Annotated in this window: 22 protein-coding genes; 9 read left to right on the top strand and 13 right to left on the bottom strand. The window is 42.7% G+C overall.

Going from position 1 to position 25,221, the window contains the following annotated elements; all coding sequences use genetic code 11:
* Positions 1 to 148: 148 nt before the first annotated feature.
* Positions 149 to 1,483, bottom strand: coding sequence for a sensor histidine kinase (locus AC1DU2_RS21670; RefSeq protein WP_477386799.1), 1,335 nt, complete (start codon positions 1,481 to 1,483; stop codon positions 149 to 151).
* A 157-nt stretch (positions 1,484 to 1,640) separates the two neighbouring features.
* On the opposite strand from AC1DU2_RS21670, the gene clpB reads away from it, so the two are divergent.
* On the top strand, positions 1,641 to 4,256 hold the full coding sequence (gene clpB / locus AC1DU2_RS21665; RefSeq protein WP_477386797.1) for an ATP-dependent chaperone ClpB: 2,616 nt from the start codon (positions 1,641 to 1,643) through the stop codon (positions 4,254 to 4,256).
* A 153-nt stretch (positions 4,257 to 4,409) separates the two neighbouring features.
* Here the strand turns inward: clpB and AC1DU2_RS21660 are convergent, their stop codons facing one another.
* The 3 genes from AC1DU2_RS21660 to AC1DU2_RS21650 form a co-directional block, all read right to left on the bottom strand.
* On the bottom strand, positions 4,410 to 5,498 hold the full coding sequence (locus tag AC1DU2_RS21660) for a fatty acid desaturase (protein WP_477367380.1): 1,089 nt from the start codon (positions 5,496 to 5,498) through the stop codon (positions 4,410 to 4,412).
* 241 nt (positions 5,499 to 5,739) lie between these two features.
* A complete protein-coding gene (locus tag AC1DU2_RS21655; RefSeq protein WP_477386794.1) occupies positions 5,740 to 7,647 on the bottom strand; it encodes a tetratricopeptide repeat-containing sensor histidine kinase in 1,908 nt (635 codons plus the stop codon).
* A 98-nt stretch (positions 7,648 to 7,745) separates the two neighbouring features.
* A complete protein-coding gene (locus tag AC1DU2_RS21650) occupies positions 7,746 to 8,312 on the bottom strand; it encodes an acyl-CoA thioesterase (protein WP_090651994.1) in 567 nt (188 codons plus the stop codon).
* Between the two features lie 184 nt (positions 8,313 to 8,496).
* On the opposite strand from AC1DU2_RS21650, the gene AC1DU2_RS21645 reads away from it, so the two are divergent.
* Entirely contained in the window at positions 8,497 to 9,180 is a 684-nt protein-coding gene (locus AC1DU2_RS21645; RefSeq protein ID WP_477386792.1) for a hypothetical protein, read from the top strand.
* Between the two features lie 43 nt (positions 9,181 to 9,223).
* Here the strand turns inward: AC1DU2_RS21645 and AC1DU2_RS21640 are convergent, their stop codons facing one another.
* Positions 9,224 to 9,589, bottom strand: coding sequence for a SpoIIAA family protein (locus AC1DU2_RS21640; protein WP_477367367.1), 366 nt, complete (start codon positions 9,587 to 9,589; stop codon positions 9,224 to 9,226).
* 162 nt (positions 9,590 to 9,751) lie between these two features.
* Between AC1DU2_RS21640 and queG the strand changes: the two genes are divergently transcribed.
* Both queG and AC1DU2_RS21630 read left to right on the top strand, forming a co-directional pair.
* Positions 9,752 to 10,678, top strand: a complete 927-nt coding sequence (gene queG, locus AC1DU2_RS21635) for a tRNA epoxyqueuosine(34) reductase QueG (RefSeq protein WP_477386791.1) — start codon at positions 9,752 to 9,754, stop codon at positions 10,676 to 10,678.
* A gap of 107 nt (positions 10,679 to 10,785) precedes the next feature.
* Positions 10,786 to 11,469 carry a hypothetical protein gene (locus tag AC1DU2_RS21630; protein WP_477386789.1) on the top strand — a complete coding sequence of 228 codons (684 nt, stop codon included), beginning with the start codon at positions 10,786 to 10,788 and terminating at the stop codon, positions 11,467 to 11,469.
* A gap of 91 nt (positions 11,470 to 11,560) precedes the next feature.
* Here AC1DU2_RS21630 and AC1DU2_RS21625 read toward each other — a convergent pair whose 3' ends face one another.
* Complete coding sequence (locus tag AC1DU2_RS21625; protein ID WP_477386787.1) at positions 11,561 to 12,598, bottom strand: exonuclease domain-containing protein; 1,038 nt, start codon at positions 12,596 to 12,598, stop codon at positions 11,561 to 11,563.
* Positions 12,599 to 12,728: 130 nt separating this feature from the next.
* Here AC1DU2_RS21625 and AC1DU2_RS21620 point away from each other — a divergent pair, with 130 nt between their 5' ends.
* Positions 12,729 to 14,708: a DUF3857 domain-containing protein gene (locus AC1DU2_RS21620; RefSeq protein ID WP_477386785.1), complete on the top strand. Its 1,980-nt coding sequence runs from the start codon at positions 12,729 to 12,731 to the stop codon at positions 14,706 to 14,708.
* Positions 14,708 to 16,621, top strand: a complete 1,914-nt coding sequence (locus AC1DU2_RS21615) for a DUF3857 domain-containing protein (RefSeq protein ID WP_477386783.1) — start codon at positions 14,708 to 14,710, stop codon at positions 16,619 to 16,621. Before AC1DU2_RS21620 ends, AC1DU2_RS21615 begins: the two co-directional genes overlap by 1 nt.
* Here the strand turns inward: AC1DU2_RS21615 and AC1DU2_RS21610 are convergent.
* The 3 genes from AC1DU2_RS21610 to mutS all read right to left on the bottom strand — a co-directional run bounded on the left by AC1DU2_RS21610 (position 16,608) and on the right by mutS (position 20,250).
* On the bottom strand, positions 16,608 to 16,736 hold the full coding sequence (locus AC1DU2_RS21610; RefSeq protein WP_255369896.1) for a hypothetical protein: 129 nt from the start codon (positions 16,734 to 16,736) through the stop codon (positions 16,608 to 16,610). The two genes, AC1DU2_RS21615 and AC1DU2_RS21610, sit on opposite strands and share 14 nt — an antisense overlap.
* Before the next feature lie 179 nt (positions 16,737 to 16,915).
* Positions 16,916 to 17,479 (bottom strand): C40 family peptidase, encoded by a 564-nt coding sequence (locus AC1DU2_RS21605; RefSeq protein WP_477367347.1) that lies wholly within the window; start codon positions 17,477 to 17,479, stop codon positions 16,916 to 16,918.
* A 161-nt stretch (positions 17,480 to 17,640) separates the two neighbouring features.
* On the bottom strand, positions 17,641 to 20,250 hold the full coding sequence (gene mutS, locus AC1DU2_RS21600) for a DNA mismatch repair protein MutS (RefSeq protein ID WP_477367344.1): 2,610 nt from the start codon (positions 20,248 to 20,250) through the stop codon (positions 17,641 to 17,643).
* A 258-nt stretch (positions 20,251 to 20,508) separates the two neighbouring features.
* Here mutS and AC1DU2_RS21595 point away from each other — a divergent pair, with 258 nt between their 5' ends.
* Positions 20,509 to 21,216: a DNA alkylation repair protein gene (locus tag AC1DU2_RS21595; protein ID WP_477386781.1), complete on the top strand. Its 708-nt coding sequence runs from the start codon at positions 20,509 to 20,511 to the stop codon at positions 21,214 to 21,216.
* 119 nt (positions 21,217 to 21,335) lie between these two features.
* Here the strand turns inward: AC1DU2_RS21595 and AC1DU2_RS21590 are convergent, their stop codons facing one another.
* Both AC1DU2_RS21590 and AC1DU2_RS21585 read right to left on the bottom strand, forming a co-directional pair.
* Positions 21,336 to 21,647 (bottom strand): hypothetical protein, encoded by a 312-nt coding sequence (locus tag AC1DU2_RS21590; RefSeq protein WP_477361976.1) that lies wholly within the window; start codon positions 21,645 to 21,647, stop codon positions 21,336 to 21,338.
* A gap of 9 nt (positions 21,648 to 21,656) precedes the next feature.
* Positions 21,657 to 22,214, bottom strand: coding sequence for a sugar O-acetyltransferase (locus tag AC1DU2_RS21585; RefSeq protein WP_477361974.1), 558 nt, complete (start codon positions 22,212 to 22,214; stop codon positions 21,657 to 21,659).
* Positions 22,215 to 22,319: 105 nt separating this feature from the next.
* Here AC1DU2_RS21585 and AC1DU2_RS21580 point away from each other — a divergent pair, with 105 nt between their 5' ends.
* Positions 22,320 to 22,730, top strand: coding sequence for a ribosomal maturation YjgA family protein (locus AC1DU2_RS21580; RefSeq protein WP_477386778.1), 411 nt, complete (start codon positions 22,320 to 22,322; stop codon positions 22,728 to 22,730).
* Positions 22,715 to 23,473, top strand: coding sequence for an oxygenase MpaB family protein (locus AC1DU2_RS21575; RefSeq protein ID WP_477386776.1), 759 nt, complete (start codon positions 22,715 to 22,717; stop codon positions 23,471 to 23,473). The genes AC1DU2_RS21580 and AC1DU2_RS21575 overlap by 16 nt, the downstream gene beginning before the upstream one ends.
* 73 nt (positions 23,474 to 23,546) lie before the next feature.
* Here AC1DU2_RS21575 and AC1DU2_RS21570 read toward each other — a convergent pair whose 3' ends face one another.
* On the bottom strand, positions 23,547 to 24,053 hold the full coding sequence (locus AC1DU2_RS21570; protein ID WP_477386775.1) for a hypothetical protein: 507 nt from the start codon (positions 24,051 to 24,053) through the stop codon (positions 23,547 to 23,549).
* A 67-nt stretch (positions 24,054 to 24,120) separates the two neighbouring features.
* Positions 24,121 to 25,056, bottom strand: a complete 936-nt coding sequence (locus AC1DU2_RS21565) for a cation diffusion facilitator family transporter (RefSeq protein WP_477361966.1) — start codon at positions 25,054 to 25,056, stop codon at positions 24,121 to 24,123.
* Between the last annotated feature and the right edge of the window lie 165 nt (positions 25,057 to 25,221).

Genomic DNA, 25,221 nt, shown 5'->3' with positions numbered 1-25,221 from the left:
TTGATTGACCAACGATTGTTTTAAAAATCTCAAATAAATCCGACTAATGATTAATGACAAGCGCAGCGACAATGATTAATGACAAGCGCAGCGACAATGACTAATGACAGCGCAGCGAAATGACCAATGACAAGCGTAGCGACAATGACTACCCCACCGGCAATTTCACTACAAAAACAGAGCCTTTGCCTTCTGCACTTTCAACGTGGATAGTACCCTTATGGCTTTCAACTATCTGGCGTACAATACTAAGCCCTAAGCCTGTTGATTGTTCGCCACGCACGCCGGCGCGGCCGGCCTTTGTAAAGCGGTTAAATATCTCGGGGAGCATAGCCTGCGGAATCCCCATGCCATAATCCTGAACCTCTATAATCACATCTTTATTAACCTGGCTTAACCGCATGTCAACGCGACTGTTATCCTTTGAAAATTTCACCGCATTACTTACCAGGTTGTCAATCACACGGGAAAACCTTTCTTTATTAATCAGCGCATAAGCAGGGTTTATACTACTGGTAAAAATAACGTCAACGTTCAGTTTCCCCTGGGTGCGCCATGAATTTACCGCGGTTTTAAGCAGCTGATTTAATTCCGTTCTTTCGGTTTCAATAGGTCTCCCGTTTTCATTGCGGGCGGCATCCAGCAAGTCGTTAATGATAGACCGGGCTTTGGCGCACGATTCTTTAATCATATTCAAATTATCCTGCGTATCCTCGGTTACCTCATCCAATTCCATTATCATCGCTATCGACTCAACCGAGGCAATAGGGTTACGCAAATCATGCGCTACCATACCCAGCACCTGGTTTTTAAACACATTGGCACCTTCTATCAATTCATTTTTTTCACTTATTTGTAAAACCTGCTGGTAACTATTGGCCTTATAAGTGAAAAAGTACCGGGAGGTTAAATAAAAGGCCGACAATAGCACTACCGAAATTAACTGGTTATAAACCATTTGTGTAGGCGATGTTTGGCTATACAGCAGCAGGGCAGTAAAAAACAATTCGATGCCTATGATGAGTATAATGGTTTCATAATACTCAAATACTACAATGGCGCTTATGAGGCATAAAGCTATCAGGTAAAGTGTAAGCGAATTGCTTGGATCGGATGTGGCTATAAAGCTGGAATACATGCCACAGGTAATAATGTACAACGAAAATAAAAATACCGTAACCGCCATAAGCTGGGTGTTTTTTTTTCGCCTCTTGTATTCCAGTATCAGCAGGTTGGCCGCTATCAGGAAAAAGGGAGTTATTACCAGGAATACCCAGTTGCTTGTGTTAAATTCGGGAAAGTTTTGCGCTTTTGTAAGGCTTGCCGGGAAAACAACATACAGCGCCCTTATAATGATGTTCAACAGTAAAAATATGATGCTGGCAGCCCTTACAGCAACCAAATTTTGGTATGTGTAAAAATCTTTATACAACGACCTGTACTTAACAGGCAGGGTGTTGAAAAAAAAGCGAGTGTTCAACATGAGCTGGTATCTACAAAACTAATAAAAGTATTAAAAATGTTACAATTAATATACATCACGACAAAATGACGCCCAATCTTTTTTTTACGTGACTTTTTATCATGTTTAGCTAACTGGCAAGGGATTTGACCAATACAACTCATAACACTAGATCACTATGAATTTTAACAACTTTACAATAAAAGCACAGGAGGCTGTACAAAAAGCTTCTGAGATTGCTACCGGTAATCAGCAGCAGGCAATTGAGCCGGCTCACCTGTTAAAAGGTTTACTGCTGGTTGATGAAAATGTTATTTCCTATTTACTAAAAAAGCTTAATGTTAACCTTAACCGCCTGAACGAGGTACTGGATACCCAGATAGCATCGTTCCCGAAAGTTAGCGGCAGCAACGTTTACCTATCGTCAGATAGTAACTCGGCCCTGCAAAAGGCGCAAGGATACTTAAAAGAATTTAAAGATGAATTTGTATCGGTTGAGCATATCCTGTTGGGTTTGCTGGCAACCGGCGGCAAAGTAAGCGGTGCGCTTAAAGATTTTGGCGTAAACGAAAAAGACCTTAAAAAAGCTATTATCGCTTTACGAGGCGATAGCAAAGTAACCGACCAAAATGCCGAAGCAACCTACAATGCCCTAAATAAATATGCCCGCAACCTGAACGAGTACGCCGAAAGCGGCAAGCTTGACCCGGTTATTGGCCGTGATGATGAGATTAGGCGTGTTATCCAGATCCTATCCCGCCGTACCAAAAACAACCCGATATTGGTTGGCGAACCTGGTGTTGGTAAAACCGCCATTGCCGAAGGCATAGCTTTCAGGATAATTAAAGGCGATGTGCCCGAAAGCCTGAAAACAAAAACAGTGTACTCCTTAGATATGGGCGCATTGATAGCGGGCGCCAAATATAAAGGCGAGTTTGAAGAACGCCTTAAAGCCGTTATAAAAGAAGTGACACAAAGCGATGGCGAGATCATTTTATTTATAGATGAGATACATACACTGGTTGGCGCAGGTGGTGGCGAAGGCGCTATGGATGCTGCCAACATTTTAAAACCTGCCCTGGCCCGTGGCGAATTAAGATCAATAGGTGCTACTACCCTTAACGAATACCAAAAATATTTAGAAAAAGATAAAGCGCTGGAACGCCGTTTTCAGAAAGTAATGGTTGAAGAACCGGATGCCGCCGATGCCATATCGATATTACGTGGTTTAAAAGAACGTTACGAAACCCACCACAAGGTGCGGATCAAGGATGAAGCCATTATTGCTGCTGTTGAAATGTCGCAACGGTACATAGCCGACAGGTTTTTACCGGATAAAGCTATCGATTTGATGGATGAAGCTGCATCAAAACTACGCCTGGAGATGGATTCGGTACCCGAAGTGGTTGACGAGTTGGAACGCCGCATTATGCAGCTTGAAATTGAGCGCGAGGCTATTAAACGCGAACGCGACGACCGCAAGGTTGCCGAACTAAGCGAAGAAATTGCAAATCTATCCGCTCAGCGCGATTCGTTACGGGCCAAATGGAAGGGCGAAAAAGACCTGGTTGATGGCATCAACATAAAAGTTGAACTAATCGAGCACTACAAACTCGAAGCCGAACAGGCCGAACGTGCCGGTGATTATGGTAAAGTAGCCGAATTACGCTACGGCACCATTGTACAGGCCCAGGCCGAGGTTGAAAAACTGAAAGCCGCCCTGTTGGAGAACCAGAGCGATAGCCGTATGCTGAAAGAAGAAGTTACTGCCGACGACATAGCCGGAGTAGTAGCCCGCTGGACAGGCATCCCGGTGAGTAAAATGATACAAAGCGAAAGAGAAAAACTGTTAAACCTGGAAGGCGAGCTGCACAAGCGTGTTGCAGGGCAAGAGGAAGCGATAGAGGCGATAAGTGATGCCATACGCCGCAGCCGCGCCGGTTTACAGGATAAGCGCAAGCCAATAGGTTCGTTCATATTTTTGGGTACAACCGGCGTAGGTAAAACCGAGCTGGCCAAAGCCCTGGCCGAATACCTGTTTAATGACGAAGGCGCCCTGGTGCGGATAGATATGAGCGAATACCAGGAACGCCATGCCGTTTCAAGGCTTATAGGAGCGCCTCCGGGCTATGTGGGCTATGATGAAGGCGGCCAGTTAACCGAAGCCGTACGCAGGAAACCGTATAGCGTGGTATTGTTGGACGAAATTGAAAAAGCACACCCGGATGTATTTAACATACTGCTGCAAGTGTTAGACGACGGCCGTTTAACAGATAATAAAGGCCGGGTGGTAAACTTTAAAAATACCATCATCATCATGACCAGCAATATTGGCTCAAACATCATCCAGGAAAACTTCCAATCGCTGGAGGATAAGAACCGCGATGAGGTAATAGCCAAAACAAAAAATGATTTATTCAATGTTTTAAGGGCCACTATCCGCCCCGAGTTTTTGAACAGGATAGATGAGATCATTATGTTTACACCGCTAAGCCGGCACGAGATACATGACATTGTGAAATTACAGTTTGCCCACGTACAACAAACCCTGGCCGAAATGGGCATCACCATGGAGGCAAGCGAAGAAGCGTTGGACTGGCTGGCCCAGTTAGGTTACGATCCGCAGTTTGGTGCCCGTCCGCTAAAACGTGTTATCCAAAAAAAGATCCTGAACGAGCTATCTAAACAGATCCTGGCCGGCACAGTAGATAAAGACAGCACAATTAAGGTAGATATGTTTGATAACAACTTTGTATTCCTGAACACGCCTAAGGTTAGTGAAGTGGTTGGATAAGTGAGTGGTTGGTTGACTTAAGCCAACTGCTTAGCTACATCCGTAACTTACAACATAATAAAAAAGCAGCGCTCCATGCGCTGCTTTTTTATTATTTATCTGAAATGACGCTTAAGTTAATTTAAGCACCACAAAAGGAGTTAGTTTACTATTTTACTTAACCCTCACCAGAACAGGTTTTACTTCGGCATATTTTACCGCCAGTTTGGTTACAGGTATTTGTACCGAATCTTTGTTACAATAAGTCATCAGGAACTCTTTTTTCGAATCGCGGTACGAGCTTACAGCACCTATCATGCTCATCAATTTGATATAGCACCAGGCCAGGTCAAACTGATGCGGCTTAAAGCCCGAGCGGGCACTTTTAGGATACAGGTGATGGTTATTATGCCATTCGCCGGCCACATAACCAGGCCACAGCTGGTTTATTGACATATCTTCGCGGTTATAATCGGTGCCTTCGCGGCGTTTATCCTGGCCTTTACCATGGCCTTCATAATTAAAAGTGCGCACGCCTACCGCCCAAAAGCCGGCAGAGCCGAAAATAGCGCACGCTAACGGCAAGCCACCCATTAGATAAAATGCAGTGAACCAGAAACCCCAGTTAAGAATAATACCAACAACGGTACGATATGGATTAGCAATGGTACCCCATTTTTGATATTGCTTATAGGTATTGGGAGTTACGCCAACGTGTTTCATTAAGTTAACGCATTTTTTGTAACAGGCCTCGGTCATGTTCCTGGCTACGGGCTGGTGGTTTACATCAGCCAAAAAGCAGTACATAAAGCCACCCTGCGCATTATAAGGATCGCCGGGTTGGTCTGACAGTGCATGATGAACGTGGTGCGATACCGCGTAAATCTCTTCGGGAATTATTTTAAGCGTAAGGTTCTGGGTAAAAAAGCGCCAGAATTTATTGGTAAAAGTATAGGCGTTATGCGTGCAATACCTGTGGTGCCATATAGTTCCGTGCGTACCCATGATAATCATGCTGTACACAAATGCAACTATCAAACCTACTATGCTGAAATATTTGAATATGAACAAAAACAGAAATGGTGTTAATGCGAGTACTAAAAACCAGCTCAAAAAAGAAAGCCAGTTTTTTTTATCCCTGAAAACATTCAGTCTCGAGAAAAACTCTTTTAAAATTATTGCATTGGTGGGTTTTGCAAGGTTACCATCCTCATCTGTCCATCCGTATGAGGGTGGTTCGAGCACTGTGTTTAAAAAAGCCATTAAATTAGTAGGGATAAAAAAGTTAGGAGTATAAATTTTGTCACAATATAGTAAAAAATCTACTATATCATTATAATGTAGCGATATAATAGATTTCATTAAATCTACATATACTTAAAACGGTTTCGAAATAATTAAATTACTTATCCCATAATATATATTTCTAAAAACACTTTTCACTACGTCTCTTTTTTACGCAAAAGCTTTATGATTTGTTAATATAAAAAGGAATAATTTTTGCTTAGCCGGCCAATGGTAAACTAAAACTGAAAGTGCTGCCCCTACTTACTTCGGATTTAACCCATAAGCGGCCGCCGTTAAACTCTACCAGTTCTTTACACAAAAACAGGCCGATACCTGTGCCAATCTCGCCCATGGTGCCGTTTTGTGTAAAGTGCGAATTAAGATTAAATAGTTTAACCAATTGATCCTGGGCAATCCCTTTGCCGGTATCATTTACGTTAACAATAAGTTCATTGCCGGCCACCTGGCTACTCAGGGTTACGATGCCATTATCATCGGTAAATTTTATGGCGTTACTAATCAGGTTTCCAATAATTACTTTAATATGCTTTTCATCAGCCTTCACCAGGTGACCGGTGATTGCAATATTTTGAAACCTGATGTTTTTTTGCTGCAACTGGTAACTATAAACTTGCGCCATCTCTTCGCCTACAAGGTTAATATCAATTACAGATGGTGTTAAATTTATCCCCCTGATCTGGCTACCCGCCCATTCCAACAGGTTGGATAGCGTAAGCTCAGCCCCTTTTATTACCGGCTCCATTTTTTTCATGAGGCCATGCATATCCTCAAGGTTTAAGTTATTATCTCCAAACAAGGCCATGATGCTGCGCAGATTTGCGAAAGGTGTACGCAAATCGTGCCCTATTACAGCCAGTAGCTTATCCTTAAGTTTATTTATCGCCGCAAGATTGGCCGATTGCTCTTCAATCAGTTCCTTTTGCACCAGCAAAGCCTCATGCTGCCGGCTCAGCTTACTATTTAGCAATTTCTTCTGCTTAAAATTATAATAGGTAATATATAAAGCAATCAATACAACCAGTAACGAGATAATTAGTGTAATAATGATGGCATTTTGAAAATGGATCTTATTTTTATCTTCTTTCGCCTTTTGCTCAATCACGGCTATTTCATTAAGCCGGGCATTTAAAGCAAAATAGTTTTGAATCAGCTCCGTATTGCGCCTCCTGTCAGATTCGTTTAGTGAATCAAGCGCTCCGTTATACTTCTTTTGGAATTTTAGGGCGTTGGCAAGATCTTTCTTTTGTTCAAAGCTAAACATGATGGTGCGGTATGCATCCGAAATCCCATTCATCAAACCAATGCTGTCGGCAAGTGCCGCCCCCCTGGTGGCATAATCAATTGCTTTATCAAATTGCTTCAGGCCATTATAGTTATCGGCATATTCAATAAGTGTTTTAGCACGCAACCGCCGGTTATTGGTTTTAAAGCTCATGTAATACGCCGTATCATCATAAGCTATAGATCTCTGAAACTGCTTTTGAAGGCGCTGGATTGAACTTAACCGGGTATAAATAATATTGGTATTGTTGTCATCGCCGCTGGCCCTGCAAAGTTTTAAGGCCTGCAAACTTGCAACTATACCCCGGCTATAATCGTGCATCCTGATATATACCAGCGATTTCTCGGTATAAAACTCTCCCAGCATCCTGGTATCGTTTCCGGCATATTTTGCTGATTGGTTTAAGCTATTGATTGCCTGCTGATAATTTTTAAGCTCAAGGTAGGTACGGCCTATTGCGCTGTAACACTCGGCCAATAAAGTAGCATTATTTTTAGGTAAATAAGGTAACGCCGAATTAAGATAAAATAAACTGATAGGATAATAAGATTGCGACCAGTAAACGTGGCCCAGGTTTATATAGGCTAAACCTATCCCGGTATTGTATTTAATTTTTTCGGAAAGCAGCAGTGCTTTGCCGGCCATTTCGCGCGCATTATCAGGAGCGCCCATATAGCGTTCGCCTGCGGTTTTGTTGAGGCTGTCAACTGTACTTTTGATACCTCCAACATTGGTTACGACCGCAATTGGCACATCTTTTTGCGCATAGCACATGCTATGCATTAGCAATAATAACAGCACCTGGCCAATAGTTCGCCTCATTTATCAATTAGGGATTGAAATCTTATCTGCAATAGTATGGACAACCATTGTTGGCAATTCATACTTTATTTTACCTGCTTATTTAAGTGTGGCGCTGCTTAGCCGGCAACCAGGCATCTTTCGCCTTTCAAAAGCTCAATGCAGTGCTCATAGTTGTCGGGCATTTTTATCTGCTCCACTTCTTTCATATATCCTTGCTTAATTTCTTTACGGCGCCGGGCTTCGATAAAGCGCCGTACATGCTCACGGTGTTCCAATATTAAGCCGGGTACTTTAGCCGGTTTGTTGTGCTCATCTTTTGATACCATGGTAAAGTAACTGGTATTGGTATGCTTTACCGAGTTGTTTTTGATATTTTCAGATACCACCCTAATGCCCACTACCAGCGATGTATTGCCCACATAATTAACCGATGCCATTAATGATACCAGTTCGCCCACTTCAACGGGCTGTAAAAAATCAACTGTATCAATTGATGCGGTAACACAATAATTACCAGCGTGTTTAGCGGCGCAAACATACGCTACCTTATCCATCAGCGATAACAATATGCCTCCATGAATTTTGCCGCCAAAATTTGAATAAGAAGGGATCATCAACTCGGTTATCGTGGTCTCAGAAAAACGTACCGTTTTGTAATCGGATTGATCGGTTAGCGCAGTCATGAAATATGGTTTATGGCTACAAGTTTAAGCATCCCATACTATTAATGCAACAAAACTATTACAATACATTAGTTGCGTTAAACCTTGCCCTCTATAACCCATCCAAACCGCATCCTTAATTTCAAACCAACTATTTGATATTGATATATACCTGTTTTATATTTACCCCAAATCACAAATACATTTGAGAAATCTAATCCTGCTAATTGTTTACCTTTTTTTTATAAACGTAGCGCGTGCCCAGGAAACTGTTGAGCGCAGTCATAAAATAAACGCGCACATTACCGAAAAGCTAACTGTTTTAAAAAGCGACAAAAGTACCAGGCATGGCCTGTACCAGATGATTTATAATAAAAAATATGCCCTGGCCAATGGCCGCTTTGATAACGATAAAAAAATTGGCATCTGGCATTTTTTTGATCCGACCGGTCGTTTGCTCCAAAACTATAACTATACCAACAACGAAGTTTTATATGAAGCACCCGAAGATACCACATCAAACCTGAGGTATTTTKTTGATAAACAACTGGCCGATACCGACCGCACCACCAAACCCATTAAAATAGGCGGGCGGTATTATGGTTATCTGCCATATTTAAAACTATTCAGGTTGCCGGCAAATCTAATGGATATAAGCAGGGACGTATCTATAGCCGTTGTTGAATTACTGGTTAGCCCCGGTGGCAGGCTGGCCTATTTTAAAACGACCATTTACAGCGGTAACTTTTCAAAAACCTTTAACATAAACGTTAACGTTTTGCCCGAAGAAGACAAAGTTTTTGTCCCCGCGACTGTAAACGGCGAACCGATAGGCTGCCGGATACTCATGAAATGTTTTATTGACGATGACGGCACCCTAATTTTTTAGCAACTACCTTTTATTAATGCACTATAAGCCGCCGCCAAACACCCTATTTCTCTGCTATCCATTTTACGGCTTCGTCCAATTCTTCTAAGGTGTAACCTTTGTACCTCCCGGGTAGTATATATTTAAACAGATGGCTAAACTCCCTTATCCCCTCTTTATCAGTAACCATAGCTAATTTGTTCCATTTGGTAAAGTATTTAAAGCCGATACCTATATTGCCGCACCAGGCACCGGCATCAAAATCTTTGATATCGGTTTCCAGCACAAGCAAAAAATTGATTTTCCCGTTTTGTTTTATGTGTTCGTCAAGCAGGGGCTCAAGCGCTTTTTCGTAGTCGGTATTTGTAATTTCACCAACGGCGTGTAATCCTAAAACGTGTTTCGGCAGGTAGTTCAAGTGCGTAAGCATTTATACATTTTTATATTTACCTATAGTTACAAAAACTACACCATTGATTAAACAATCTGGATTTTTTCTGTAGAAATATCATTACAATGCCTTTCCGCTTAATATTCATCATCAAACACTGTTTATTTTACGAATTTTAATTTGTAGTATCTTTGCACCGATATGCAAAACAGGACGGTATATAGCCAGTTAATAAAAAGCGAAGCGCAAAAGCTCGGCTTTTTGTTTTGCGGTATATCAAAAGCCGGCTTCCTGGAAGAGGAGGCACCGCGGCTGGAAAACTGGTTAAAAAAAAACATGCACGGCGAAATGCAATACATGGAAAACCACTTTGATAAACGTCTTGACCCACGGCTACTTGTTGATGGCGCAAAATCGGTAATTTCTTTAGGGGTTAATTACTATACAGATAACCAGCAAACAGACCCAACTGCACCCAAAATATCAAAATATGCTTACGGCATGGACTACCATACCGTTATAAAAGATAAGCTTAAACAGTTATTGCAAATCATCAACGAACAAATTGGCGAAGTTGGTGGCCGGGTGTTTGTTGATTCGGCACCGGTACTAGATAAGGCCTGGGCCAAAAAATCGGGGATGGGCTGGATAGGTAAAAATGCCAACCTGCTTAACAAAAAAGCAGGCTCGTTCTTTTTTTTGGCCGAATTGATCATCGACCTGGAACTGGAATATGACATAGCCCCCACTGCAGATCATTGTGGCACCTGTACCAATTGTATTGATGCCTGCCCTACTGATGCCATTGTTGGGCCATATGTGGTGGATGGCAGCCGCTGCATATCGTACCTCACCATCGAATTAAAAAACGAGTTGCCTGCAGAGTTTAAGGGAAAAATGGACAATTGGATGTTTGGCTGCGATGTATGCCAGGACGTATGCCCATGGAACCGTTTCTCTGTTTTAAACACCGAGCCGGCCTTTGCCCCCCACCCCGACTTGCTGCACCTTAAAGCTGCCGACTGGCAGGATATTACGCAGGATGTTTTTCAAAAAGTATTTAAAAACTCTGCTGTAAAACGCACCAAATTCAGTGGACTAAAGCGCAATATCGATTTTCTTCGATAAATACATATCAATATTTATTATTCACTTTTGTTGCATTTGCTACCTTGCGTTCGTTTGGGCTTTTATATTAAAACCTAAATATTTTACTTATAAACCCAAACCTGCAAATGAACCTTTACCGCTGTAATAATTTATTTTATATTTTGCTGCTGCTTGCAAGCTGCGTTACGCTTGGTGGTTGTAAAAAAAAACCACGCATGGTAACTACCACCATACATGGACATATTAATACACAGGGACCAGCTGTAATTGCCAGTAATGTAGTTGTACAGATATTTTATTATCAAAATTTTTTGGGGCTTGCCAAATCCAAGCAACTGAGAGACAGTGTTATCAGCGATATGAACGGCGATTATCACCTTTCCTTTACAAGCAATGCTGCTGTCGAAAATGATATGCTCGGTACAGCATATTATACATTTAATATCAAAAAAGATCCGCTTGTTAAAAACCTGTTGCCAAACGGCCAATCATACCATTTGGGTCAGGATAACAAAATTGATATGTCGGTTATTATGTATCAGCCATTTAAAGCAAGGTTTACATTAAAAGCTCCACCAACCGGCCGGATCACAGTAGATACTCAGACGGACTATACTGGCCTATACCTGTTTACAACAGATAGCCTGGTTAACATGATTGTTCCCCGGAGCCAAAAAACCATCCTTAGGTATCAGGCAATTTCATCTACGGGAATTTTCCACGCTCTTAAACAACGGGATACTATTGACCTTGAAGCTACCCCAACTTTGCAAACCAAAAGTTTTCTTGTTGATACCGAAGGGTTATGAGATATGTAAAAAGCCCCTGACGGGGCTTTTTGTTTAATGAAACTTTAAAAAAGTCTCAAATCTCATATCTAACATCTCAAATCTAAACAAACTATCCCTTCTTAAATTTCAACGCCAATTGGGCCAGCATATCGTCATTAACGGGCTGGGCAGGCTCTTCTTTCTTTTTAAAGGGCTTGGGCGGATATTGAGTTTTGGTATGATCGGGTTTATGGAATTCTTTTTTAGGATAATCGGCCTTAGGCGCTTCCGGGCGTGGTGCATGGGCCTGTTCGGCTGGCTTTGGTTGCTGGGCGGCGTTTTTTGCCTGGCGCTCTGCATTCTTTTTAGCATTCCAGCGGGTGTATATCTCTTCCAGCTTACGTTTGGTATATAGCGGAAAATCGCCCTGCATCATCCATGAATAGTAGCTTGGTTCGGCATTCAACACATCCTCAACCCTTTTGCCCTTATGTTTGCCAAAGTTAATGGTTTCTTCGCCCTGCTCATTGTAAACCATCCGGCCGGCAAAATCAACCGGCTTGCTTAGGTTGGTAAACTTGTGCAGCGCTTCTACGTCGCCAACAACCGGCACGGTAATATTTCCCTTTTTATCCTCCCACTCCATGTTTTCATAGCGCTCAATCTGCGCCAGCAAAACCTCCATGGTTGCGCGGGTATCAGCCTCGGCCGAGTGGGCGTTCTCAATCTTTTTATCGCAATAAAACTGGTAAGCTGCTTTAAGCGTACGCTGCTCCATCTGGTGAAATATATTTTGTACATCCACAAAATGGCGGTCGTCTAACGTAAACTGTACGCCGGCGCGCAAAAACTCTTCCATCAGCATCGGGATATCAAACTTATTGGAGTTGTAGCCGGCAAGGTCGCTATCGCCAACAAATTCGGCTATGGCCTGGCCCAAAGCTTTAAACTCCGGTTCGTCCTTTATATGCTCGTCATAAATACCATGTACCAGTGATGACTCCAGCGGAATTGGCATTCCCGGATGAACACGCCAGGTTTTAACTTCTTCGCTGCCATCGGGGTGTAGTTTAATCACGGATATTTCTACTATCCTGTCAACCCCTATATTGGTTCCCGTAGTTTCCAGGTCAAAAAAGGCAAGCGGGCGTTTTAGTTTTAGTTTCATTATAATGATTCAGTATTACTGTAAAGGTCGCAAATGTCCTAAAAAGAATCAGCACAATAAATTTTTTAATTTAATTAATATCTAAGTTTTATTTTTAAATTAATACCATCCTAATTATCGCGATTATTGTATGAAAAAACTGCTACTTATTATTATTTTATTTATTGGTGCTCAACACATTATAAAGGCCCAGGATTTTGAAGGGAGTGTAAGCACCGAAGACCTTGAACTAAAAAGATACGCAAAAGACACCTCGGCACATGCCATATTTTTAAACGAATTTGGCAAAAGCAGGATTGATATGGTAAGCGACGACCATGTACGCCTGATATTTGATTACCATGCCCGCATAAAAATATTTGATACAAAAGGGCTTGAACACGGCACCATTGAAATACCTTTTCATCACAGCGCAAACGGAGAAACAACCGAAGAAGTTAGCGACATAACAGGCACCACCTATTACCGTGACGATGATGGCCTGATGCGAAGCGCCCCGCTGGATGTAAAAAAGGTGTATACTGTAAAAGATTACCAATATCGCAGTACCGTAAAGTTTGCCTTACCTGCCTTACGGCCGGGTTGCGTTATTGACTTTAAGTACAAACTAACCTCGCCTTATATTGATGAGTTCAGGAATTGGGATTTCCAGGACGAGATACCTAAAGCCCATTCAAAATATGATGTGCATATTCCTGCGTTTTGGGTGTTTAACGCCTCGTTACGCGGCGGTCAAAAGCTTTCAAAATCTACATCGGAGGTCGAAAGGGAATGCTTTTCGTCGCATGGCGCCAAATGCGATTGTTCATATATCACCTATGAGATGACAGATATCCCGGCTTTTGTATCTGAAGATTACATGACATCGCCCAAAAACTTTCTATCGGCCATATATTTTGATGAGGTGGAGTGGACCAACCCATACACCGGGGCCAAAACCGTTGTGTCTAAAACATGGAAAGATATTGAGCACCAGCTAAAAACCGACGATTATTTTGGCTCGCAGTTTAAACGCAAAGAATTGATGAAAGACAGGATAGCAACGGTAATAGCCGGCAAAACCGACGAGCTTGAAAAAGCAAAGGCAATTTATGCTTACCTGCAAAAGTGGTTTAAGTGGAATGACATTACATCGCTATATAGCCCCGAGGGTATAAAAAAAGCGTATGAAGCACATACGGGCACTATTGGCGATATTAACCTTGCCCTTGGGGCAGCCTTAAGGGCGGCCGACCTTAATACCGAGCTTGTAGTACTATCAACCCGTAACAACGGCAACATTAATATGCTTTACCCGGTAATTAACGATTTTAATTACGTGATTGCCAAAGTGAATATTGGTGATAAAAGCTACCTGCTTGATGCTACAGACCCGCTGTTATCATTTGGCCTGTTACCATTAAAATGCCTTAATGACAAAGGGCGGGTAATAAACCTTGATAAACCATCGTACTGGATGGAGTTAAGCGGCCTTCAAAAGGAATCGACAACAAGATCACTTGATTTAACCTTGCTTGACAACGGTAAGCTAAAAGGGACCATTATCAACTACTACAGTGGATATAACGCCTATGAAAAACGTAAAGCCATTAAAAAATTCAACTCGATTGACGAGTATGTTGAGAACCAGGACGAAAAACTCCCCAAATTAAAAATCCTGAAATCAACTATAGCCAACCTGGATAGCCTTGATATGCCGCTTGGTGAAACTTTTGAAGTTGAGATTGACGCTTATGACAATACTAACCACAACCGGTTGGTGTTTAACCCTTTTTTATGGGAAAAAATCACCAAAAACCCATTTAAGCTGGCCGAAAGAGATTACCCCGTAGATTGGGGGATGGCATCTGACGACAGGTTAATATTAACCATGCGGCTACCGCAGGGATATACCGTTGAAACGCCACCACAAACAGTAGCCTTTAAAATGCCTGGCGATGGCGGCTTGTATGCAACCAGCTTTGAAAATTTAGACAATACTTTCACCTTTTCAAACATCACCAAATTCACCAAACCTGTTTACACATCCGAGGAATATCCTTATCTTAAAGAACTGTATAACAAAATAATACTTACAGAAAAGGCAGATATGGTTTTCAAGAAAAAATAATGAAAGTACTTACATCGCTCATTTTATTATTTGCATCCGCATGGAGTGCAAACGCGCAGGAAAATTATGATGCATCGCTGATACCTAAAGATTTGCTACCCTATGCCAGCGCCGTTATACGGAGTAACGACATGAACATTGAGGTAAAAGACCTGGATAATACCTATTACCGTATTAAAACCGCGGTAACCATATTAAATAAAAATGGCGACGACGAAGCCGAAATTGTGATATTTCACGATAAAGCGAATGTGATTAAAAACATAAAAGGATTGGTTTATAACCAATTTGGCAAACCTATTGGCAAGTTTTCTGAAAGTGATTTCCAGGACGACGGCGCCGTAAGCCGCTCGGCTTTGTTTGAAGATACCAAAGTAAAACATTTTCAGCCCGCTGTAACTGATTATCCTTACACGGTTGTTTATGAATACGAATATAAATCGAAGCAATCATTAAGCTTCCAGGACTGGGAGCCTAAACCATCAGTTGATGTGTCTGTTGAAAAAAGCACTTATACATTTAGCTGCAAGCCCGATTTTAAAATCAGGTACAAAGAAATTAACATGCTCTCGCAATTGGTTGAAGGTACAAATAAACAGGGCGAGAAGACCTATAGCTGGCAGATAAGTAATATTAAAGCATCAAAATCCGAGCCTTATAGCCCTGTTTACGAAAAGATGAGCAGCAGGGTGAAGATTTCGCCCGCGTCGGAGTTTAATTACCTTGGCGTAACAGGCTCGTTTAATGACTGGAACGGCATGGGTAAATGGATCTATGATAAATTGCTATCGTCGCGCAAGGCTTTACCACCAAGCACTATCTACAGGATGCAGGAAATAACCCAGGGCATTACCAATCCTAAAGACAAGGCCAAAAAGATATATGAATATATGCAGGGCAAAACACATTACATCAGCGTGCAGGTTGGTATAGGCGGTTATCAGCCGTTTTTAGCAAGCGATGTTGATGCGCAAAATTATGGCGATTGTAAAGCTCTGGTAAACTATACGCAATCACTTTTTAAGGCCGTAGACATCGATTCCTATTACTGTATTGTAAAGTCGGGAACTTTAAAACGTAGCCCGCTTACAGATTTTGCGAGTATGAACCAGTTTGACCACGTAATCCTGTGCCTGCCTTTTAAAAACGATACCACCTTTTTAGAATGTACCAGCCAGCAAATTCCTTTTGGCTTTTTGAGTGATTTTACCGACGACCGCGACGTATTAGCCTGCACGCCCGAAGGCGGTAAATTGATACATACCCCAAAATATCTGGCTAAAAGCAATATACAGCAATGTAAGGCCGATTTTACCCTGGCTGCCGACGGAACATTATCGGGCAGTATGTTTACCAGTTTTAAAGGCTTGCAATATGATAACCGGACGTACCTGCTTACCGAGCCACCAAAAGAACAAGTGAAAATACTCCAGAAAATTTACGCCATTAATAACCTGGATATCGAAAAATTTGATTTTAAAGACGATAAAAACATCCACCCAAGCCTTACGGAAACAATCAAACTAACTGCCCCGGATTATGGGTCGGCCGTTAATGGTAAAATCGACTTTTTGGCCAATGCCACCAACAGAAAAGATAATACCCCGCGCGAGGTACGCAACAGGCATTATGATTTATACATTAACACGGGTTATACCGATGAAGACGAAATTACCTATACCCTACCCAAAGGTTATCATGTAGATATGCGGCCGGCCAGTATTTCGCTCGAAAAACCATTTGGCAATTTCTCGGTATCTGCCACGGTTGTTGGCAACCGGTTAATTTACAAACGAAAGCTGCAAATAATTGACGGTACCTACAGCAAAGATTTGTACCAGGCTTTTGTAGATTTTTACCAATCGGTAAGCGAAACAGATAACAGCAATGTAACGCTGATTAAAGATAACTAAATATTACAATGCCCAGGATGATACCAATAATCATCACCAGGTAAAGTGTGATCTCGTTACCGGCAAACTTTTTATATTTAGTCCAAAACGAGTATTCTTCTTTTTGCTTCGACATAAGGATGCAAAGTTAGTACTTTTCAGTGAGTGGTTGATTGAGTTGATTAGGTGAGTGGTTTAGAAATTAGTGAGTGGTTAATTTAGTTGATTGGGTGAGTGGTTTTAAAATTAACAACCCAAGTTAATAATGCCACGAACTAAAAATCTTGATACTTGATACTAATTACATGCTACTACTTAATTAACCTGAACAGTTCCTTCATCCACAGATCCCGCTCTGGAAAAGTATTTGTATAGCGATGGGTCGCGAAGTTTTACGATAATTACGCCCCGCCTTGAGCTGGCATGAACTACATATCCGTTTTGCAGGTAAATGCCCACGTGGCTAAACTGCTTGCCGTCAAAATCGAAGAAAACCAGGTCGCCTTCTTTTAGTTCGTCTTCATATTTGCGTTTAATAACGGTTATTTGCTTGCTGGTCATCCGGGGGATGGTAATTCCGTACACCTGCTGCTCCAGCAAAAAGGCAAGTCCTGAACAATCCACACCATCTTTATCAAGGCCGCCAAATTTGTAGGGGGTACCCATCCATTGCTCGATAAAAGCATAAAGCCTCCCATTTTCGATATCGCTTTTGCCTACGCCCATGATCTCCGAATATTTGGAAGCAATATCCCCATCAGGTTTTACTACTTCGCCGGGCCGGCCGCGCATGGCTGCCTTGCGGGTATGGCAGGAGGTTAATACTATCGGCACAAAAAACAAAACGAAGCAATATAAAAAGAGGCGATGTTTGGTCATGCAGTAAAAGTAGAATTTATACGTGATGGTAAAATACGGATGTTTTTAACAATTTAACATTGCAGATGTGCAAATTTCAGATTTCAGATGTGCAGATGTTTTATAAAATATAAAACGGCCTGCCTTTCCATCTGCACATCTGAAATCTGCACATCTGAAATCTACGATTTTATCACCCTTTGTATCTCATCCAGCTTCATCAGCGCTTCAACGGGTGTTAACGTATTTACATCAAGATTATTAAGGGTATCGCGGATTTTTACCAATACGGGGTCGTCTATCGAGAACATTTGCATCTGCACGGCCTGTTTTTGCACTTTGCGGATGCTTTCTTTGATGTGCTCCCCTCCCGTACGTTCGTTTTCCAGTTTCTTCAGAATTTCATTGGCGCGGGTCAGCACTTTTTGGGGCATTCCGGCAAGCTTGGCTACGTGAATCCCGAAACTATGTTCGCTGCCGCCGGGTACCAGCTTACGCAGGAAAATAATTTGCTGGCCAACTTCCTTTACTGATACGTTAAAGTTTTTGATACGGTTAAAACTGTTGCTCAGCTCGTTCAGCTCATGATAGTGGGTGGCAAACAGCGTTTTGGCTTTTGCCGTTGGATGGTTATGCAGGTATTCGGCAATAGACCATGCAATGGAAATACCATCATAGGTTGAGGTACCCCGGCCAATCTCGTCAAGCAGGATCAGGCTTCTGTCGGACAGGTTATTCAGGATACTGGCCGTCTCGTTCATCTCCACCATGAAGGTTGATTCGCCCGACGATAGGTTATCTGACGCCCCTACCCTGGTAAATATCTTGTCGACCAACCCAATCGACGCCGATTTAGCCGGCACAAAGCAGCCCATCTGCGCCATCAGCACAATTAAACCGGTTTGCCTGAGCAAAGCCGACTTACCCGCCATGTTGGGGCCGGTGATGATGATGATCTGCTGCGTTTCCGAATCCAGGTATACATCGTTAGTGATATAGCTTTCGCCCAGCGGCAGGTTCTTTTCTATCACCGGGTGGCGGCCGCCTTTAATGTCGAGCACTTTACTCTCGTTCATCTGGGGTTTGGCGTAATAGTTTTTGATGGATATATGGGCAAAATTAAGCAGCACATCCAAACGGGCTATTAACTGCGCATTCAGTTGGATAGGTTTTATATATTCGGCAAGTGAATACAACAGATCATTATAAAGGCGGGTTTCAATCACCAGGATTTTTTCCTCGGCACCTAAAATCTGCTCTTCGTATTCTTTTAGCTCGGGGGTAATATAGCGCTCAGCGTTAACCAAAGTCTGCTTCCTGATCCACTCCGAGGGTACCTTATCGCGGTGGCTATGCGTAACCTCCAGGTAATACCCGAACACGTTATTAAAAGAAACTTTTAATGACGGTATCCCCGTTGCCTCGGCCTCGCGTTTTTGTATCTCCAGCAGGTATCCTTTGCCGCCAAAGGCTATTTTACGCAGCCTGTCCAGTTCCTCATTAATCCCCTCGTTCATCACCGATCCTTTTACGATCATTACCGGCGGCTCGGGGTTTAATTCGCGTTCTATTTTCTCGCAAATAGTTACGCAGGGATTTAACTGCTCGCCAATAGCGCGTAGTGGCAGGCTTTCGGAAGATTCGGCTGTTTTTTTGATGGAGCCGATGGCCATCAGTGCTTTTTTAAGCTGGCAAACCTCGCGCGGGTTAGCTTTTTGTAAACCTATCTTGCTGATTAACCGCTCCAGGTCGCCTATCTGGCGGATGCAGTTTTGCAGGTTTTCGCGCAGCTCCTCGTGCTCAATCATGTACTCTACAACGCCCAGCCGGTCGTTTATAGGCTTTATCTCTTTAAGGGGCATCACAATCCACCGGCGCAGCAAACGGGCGCCCATGGGCGAGCAGGTATGGTCAAGTACATCAACCAGGGTAAGTGCATTATCGTTGGTCGATCCTACCAGTTCCAGGTTGCGTACACTAAACCTGTCCAGCCATAAATACCGGTCTTCTTCTATTCGGCCAATAGCACTGATGTGCTGCAGATTGCGGTGTTCTGTCTCATTTAAATAATGGATGGCTACACCCGCGGCTATAATGCCCAGGTTAAGCTTATCTATCCCAAAACCTTTTAACGATTTTACGCCGAAATGCTTCAACAACGTTTCGGTAGCGTAATCACCGCTGTAGGGCCATTCGTCAAGGGCATAGGTATAAAAGCGGTCGCCGTAGTTATCTTTAAAATCGCGCGTGCGGCTTTTAGGGTATATCACTTCGCTTGGCGAGAAACTTTGCAGCAGCTTATCAATATAATCGCTGTTGCCCTGCGCTGTCCAGAACTCGCCTGTCGAAATATCAATGAGGGCAATACCTATGCTGTTTTTTTCAAAATGCAGCGATGCCAGGTAGTTATTGCTTTTTTGATTTAGGATATTGTCATTAGTAGCTACCCCGGGCGTAACCAGTTCAGTAACGCCGCGTTTAACAATAGTTTTGGTTGTTTTAGGGTCTTCCAGTTGATCGCAGATGGCCACACGCTGCCCCGCGCGTACCAGTTTGGGCAGGTACGTATCCAGTGAATGGTGCGGGAAGCCAGCCAGTTCGATATGCGTGCCTACGCCATTACCGCGGCGGGTAAGTACAATGCCCAATATGCCTGCGGCCTTAACGGCGTCTTCGCCAAAAGTTTCGTAAAAATCGCCTACGCGGAACAGCAGCAGAGCACCTGGATACTTCACCTTGATGGCGTTGTATTGCTGCATTAATGGGGTTTCTTTGGTAGTGTCTTTAGCCAAGCGGTTTACTCCTTTTGTTAATCGGGTAAAGTTAATGCATTGCCCGTGGTTTTAGGGCATTGTGGAAAAGTTGGATGGATGTGGATATCAGGGTTGCCAGGTTCGGATGTCGGGAGGTGGATCTGGAATGCTGAAATCTCTTTTTTTGCCTCGTAGAAGCCGCCTACCTCCATTCAAACGCAATTCCGCTGTATTGTGTGAAGATTCTATTTAGAAAAACCAGGAAATAGTATAATTTTATACATAAATATTGATAAAATGAACGCAGCCGAAATCATGACCTACCTGCAGGCTAATGGCAGTCAGAGCATCAAAAATATATTGTTAAAACATGGGGTTAAAGAGCCGTTTTTTGGGGTTAAGGTTGAATTTTTAAAAACCATCCAAAAAAAGGTTAAAAAAGATTACCAGCTGGCCAAAGATCTTTACGCCACCGGCAACGCCGATGCCATGTACCTTGCCGGCCTGATTGCCGACGATGCTAAAATGACCCGGGCCGACCTGCAAACCTGGGTTAATGAGGCGGTATCAAACAACATTAGCGAATACACGGTACCCTGGGTAGCCACCGAAGGCCAATATGGCTTTGAACTGGCTTTGGAGTGGATAAACGACAGCAGGGAGTATGTTGCCGCTTCGGGCTGGTCTACCTTAAGCAATATTGTTTCGTTTAAACCGGATAGCGAACTGGATTTGGGTGTATTGAGGGAGTTGCTAAATCGTGTTGGGCACACTATCCATTCATCGCCAAACCGGGTACGATCAACTATGAACGGGTTTATTATCGCTTTGGGCACCTATGTAGATGCTTTAATGGATGAAGCCATTGCAACGGGCAATAAAATAGGAACTGTATTTGTGGATCAAAACGGAACTGCGTGCAAGGTACCGGTTGCCGTGGATTATATTAAAAAATCGCGCGCAAGACGTAAGCCGGGGATGAAAAAGAAGACGGTTAAGTGTTAGGTATCCAAACGCTACCTAAGCTTCATTTGCCAAAATTTTGGCCGGCGGTCCATCCCTCGTTACCAAAGCCGAATACCCCGGCAGAGAGCCGGGTTTAAGCCTGCCTATCAAAACCCCTCTCAATAAAATCCCCACTCCCTGTACTCCCCCCCTAAGGAATCCATTGTCCAATGACACAATAGTTCCTGCCGGTTTACAATGGGTGCAATTTGTATACCTTCCTTTAAAAAAGTAAGTGGGTTTAAATAGGGTAACTCCTGTTGTTTCCAATTAATTTCTTCAGGGGCAGTTGCATTATTATAAAGCCATAAATCTCCTATAATTTCTTTGGCCAGTATAAGGTAAGCATACGCTACTTTACCATCATCTTCGATAATGATAGAATAAACTTTATTTTGATCGCAGAATAGCTGTACAAAAAATTCGGACATATGACGTTACTATATCTCCTTTATCACCCTACACGGATTCCCCACCGCCACCACATTAGCCGGAATATCTTTGGTTACTACGCTGCCTGCACCAATGGTGGTATTATCGCCAATGGTAACACCGGGGCAAACAATTACACCGCCACCAAGCCATACGTTATTGCCTATGGTTATAGGCGCAGCATACTCCGGGCCTTTTATCCGTTCGGAAGCTATAACGGGATGATAGGCGGTATACAGTTGTACATTGGGTGCCATAAATACATTATTGCCCAAGGTAACGCGGGCACAATCCAATATAATGCAGTTAAAATTCAGAAACAGGTTATCGCCGGCAAAAATATTAAAGCCATAATCGCAATAAAATGGCGACTGGATATCGATGGCATTGGTAAAGCCACCCAGCAACTCTTTTAACACGCTCCTCTTGCCCTCTTTGTCATCATAATCAAGCGCATTATAACGGGTAAATAATTTACGTGCTTTTGATCGACCGGCAACCAGTTCGGCATCGCTGGCATCGTACAGGTCGCCATCCAGCATTTTTTGAAGTTCGGATTTTTGCATGGTTAAATATATCAATTGTTGGTTAGGAAGCCGATAGCAATAACATTTTAAAACTTGCAAATTAAAATAATATTCATTTACTTTGCAAAACAAAGTACTTTACAAATGAAATTAAATAAAAGTTATTTCATACTTACCATACTACTCTTCATAACCGAAGTTTTAATAGGTAAATACATGCACGATAACGTCATAAGGCCTTTTGGCGGCGATTTTTTAGTGGTTATACTGTTGTATTGTTTTGTAAAAGCATTTGTTAACACACCAGTATTGCCTACAGCATTTGGCGTGCTGCTTTTTGCTTACGTAACCGAGGTTTCGCAATATTTTCGACTGGTAAAGTTGTTAGGCTTGCAGCATTCCAAAATAGCGGCACTGTTATTGGGCACTTCCTTTTCGCGGATGGATTTGCTTTGCTATACATTAGGCATAGCATTGGTAACCGGCATCGAAAAAAAACGGCCAACAAACTACTCTTCAATTAAATCAGCATTAAACTCATGGAATATTTTGTAGGCGAGGATTCGATAGTGAGGAAAATTTGGGGCAAGGCCGATACCATCCTGTTTATTTTTGCTGGCGCGGCAGCCGAATTTGCCTTAAACAAAGCGGTTGACTGGCTATACTTTACCGGCCGCCTGCCTGCCGACCCGCTTGGACGATTATTTTCGACCGTTGAATATTCAAGGCAAATCATTTTTTCGGACCAGGAATCGGCTTTAAAAGCTATCGACCGGATAACCGCCATTCACAAAGGTGTTGAAAACAGCCGCGGCGCACAGATTCCGGATTGGGCTTACCGCGATGTGTTGTTCCTGTTGATTGATCTGTCTATCCGGTCATATGAGCTGTTGGAGCGCAAACTAACCCAGGCCGAAAAGGGACAAACCTTTATGGTTTTTAACCGGGTAGGCCAGCGCATGGGGCTTGCTGGCCTACCAAAAAACTACTTTGAATACCTGAATATGCGCGATGAACATTTACAGCATAACCTGGTTCATGGCGAATTGACCTTGGATTTATACAGACAATACAAAAAACACCTTGGCGCTTCACGTTACGCTGTGTTAAAACAGGCGCAACTGCTGGTGGTGCCGCCATTGGTAGGCAAGCATCTTCCGTTAGGAAAACTGACCTGGCTTTTACCGGTGATATGGACATACAAGTTTTTGAGGATGCTGAAGGTGGAAACCTTTTTACGCAATGCCCTGCTCCCGGCTGCTTATAAAGCCCAGATCATTAGCATGGATAATGCTTAGTCGGAAGTCCGAAGTCGGAAGTCAAAGACCAAGACATTTTGGACTTCCGGCTTAAGACTTTCAACTTCAAACATTAGCGTAATTGCTGCGTTTCATCGTAACTTAATTGCAGGTAGGCTTCTGTGGCATTAACTGATGGCCTTAAACTGATCATGGTAATTATTAAACATGCCGAAATAAGTAAATAAAACAAATTACCTGTTATCAAAAAGCAAACTATTCCGAACAATGAAGGCCCTTCAAGCAGCGCGTATCTTACAATTAAGGCCGACTGATATGCCTTCAATTTTTCTGAAAGTGTTCTATTGATACCGGACCCTGCTAACGCCTGATGGAACTTTGCCATTTGCTGGTTAAACAAAAAACTGCCTACTATCGTACCCATAACAGCCAATAAAGGCACTATGTAAAAATACACGTCGTTCCGGCTGTTTTTATAATCAAAGTAAATGGTGCTTTTATTGGTTATAAAAGCCATTATCATAAACAATACCTGCCCGGCTATTAAGGCCAGGTGTATAATTGATGTTGCTTTTAACGCGTTTTTAGGGGTAGCTGCTGAGGGCTGGTTATAATTCATTGAAGATAAGTTTAGCACTGCATATTAGCTATTTTTTTGAAGATGGAGAGAATTTATTTTATGCTTACTAAACATATAGCTGCATATTGGGGCTCACCTTTTCCATAAAGGTATCGGGCTGGATAATAACAAAATGAATGAGGCCGTACTCATCTTTTACCCGGTTGCGGATGCGAATGATGGCATTATTGATACCTGCGGTATCTAAGTCACTTTTAAACGAAATGATGAGCATCAGCAATACCTCGGTAGGCGATTGATAGGTTGACATGAGGTGCATGAGCTTTAAAACGTCATCATCCTGCTCTACAATTTCGATGATGTGTTTTTTGGTAGTTGCGCCTATCCCCTCGCCCATAAGCAAACTACGGCTTTCGCGCGCCAGTATGATAGAAACAAATATAAGCACCAAACCAACCAGCAATGAGGCCAGGCCATCAAGATAATTGATGTGATAAGTATGACCAATAAACATGCAAACAGCTACAATAACCAGGCCAATAACGGCCGCGCTATCTTCAAACAGCACCAAAAAGGTTGATGGGTCTTTACTTTTGACAATGGCCTGCCACCATGAGAGTTCGCCACGCAGCTTGTTAAACTCTTTAGCCGCTATTAAAAGCGATGATCCTTCGAAAATTACCGACATGCCCAATACCGCATAATTCCAGGTTGGGTTACCCGGAACTTCGGGGGTGATGATATGAGCGATCCCCTGGTAAATAGAAACTCCCCCACCAAGGCCAAATATGAGTATCGACACAATGAACGAATAAAAATACAGTTCCTTACCATAGCCGAAGGGATGCTTTGCATCGGGTTTTTTGCGGCTTTGGTGTAAGCCAAACAATAATAATACCTGGTTGGCGGTATCAACCACAGAGTGCACGCCCTCGGCTACCATAGCAGCGCTGTTACTAAAAAAACCAGCTGCAAACTTAGTTAAGGCAATAAGCAGATTTGCGGCCAGCGCAGCGTAAATAGACTTGTTTGATGATGCCATACAAAACCTTAAAGCATTAACGCAATATATTGTTTTAGCAAAAACAGCTATTGTTAAGCGGCACACTTTTACAAGCGCTGACAACTAAATATGTGGGTGGTATTTAGGATCAAAAAGGGGGTATCGCAATTAATAAAAACCAAAGCTTGTTGCCAATGTTATCAT

The sequence above is a fragment of the Mucilaginibacter sp. P4_C11 genome (assembly GCF_056402115.1).
This window is presented reverse-complemented; position numbering and strand designations above follow the sequence as displayed.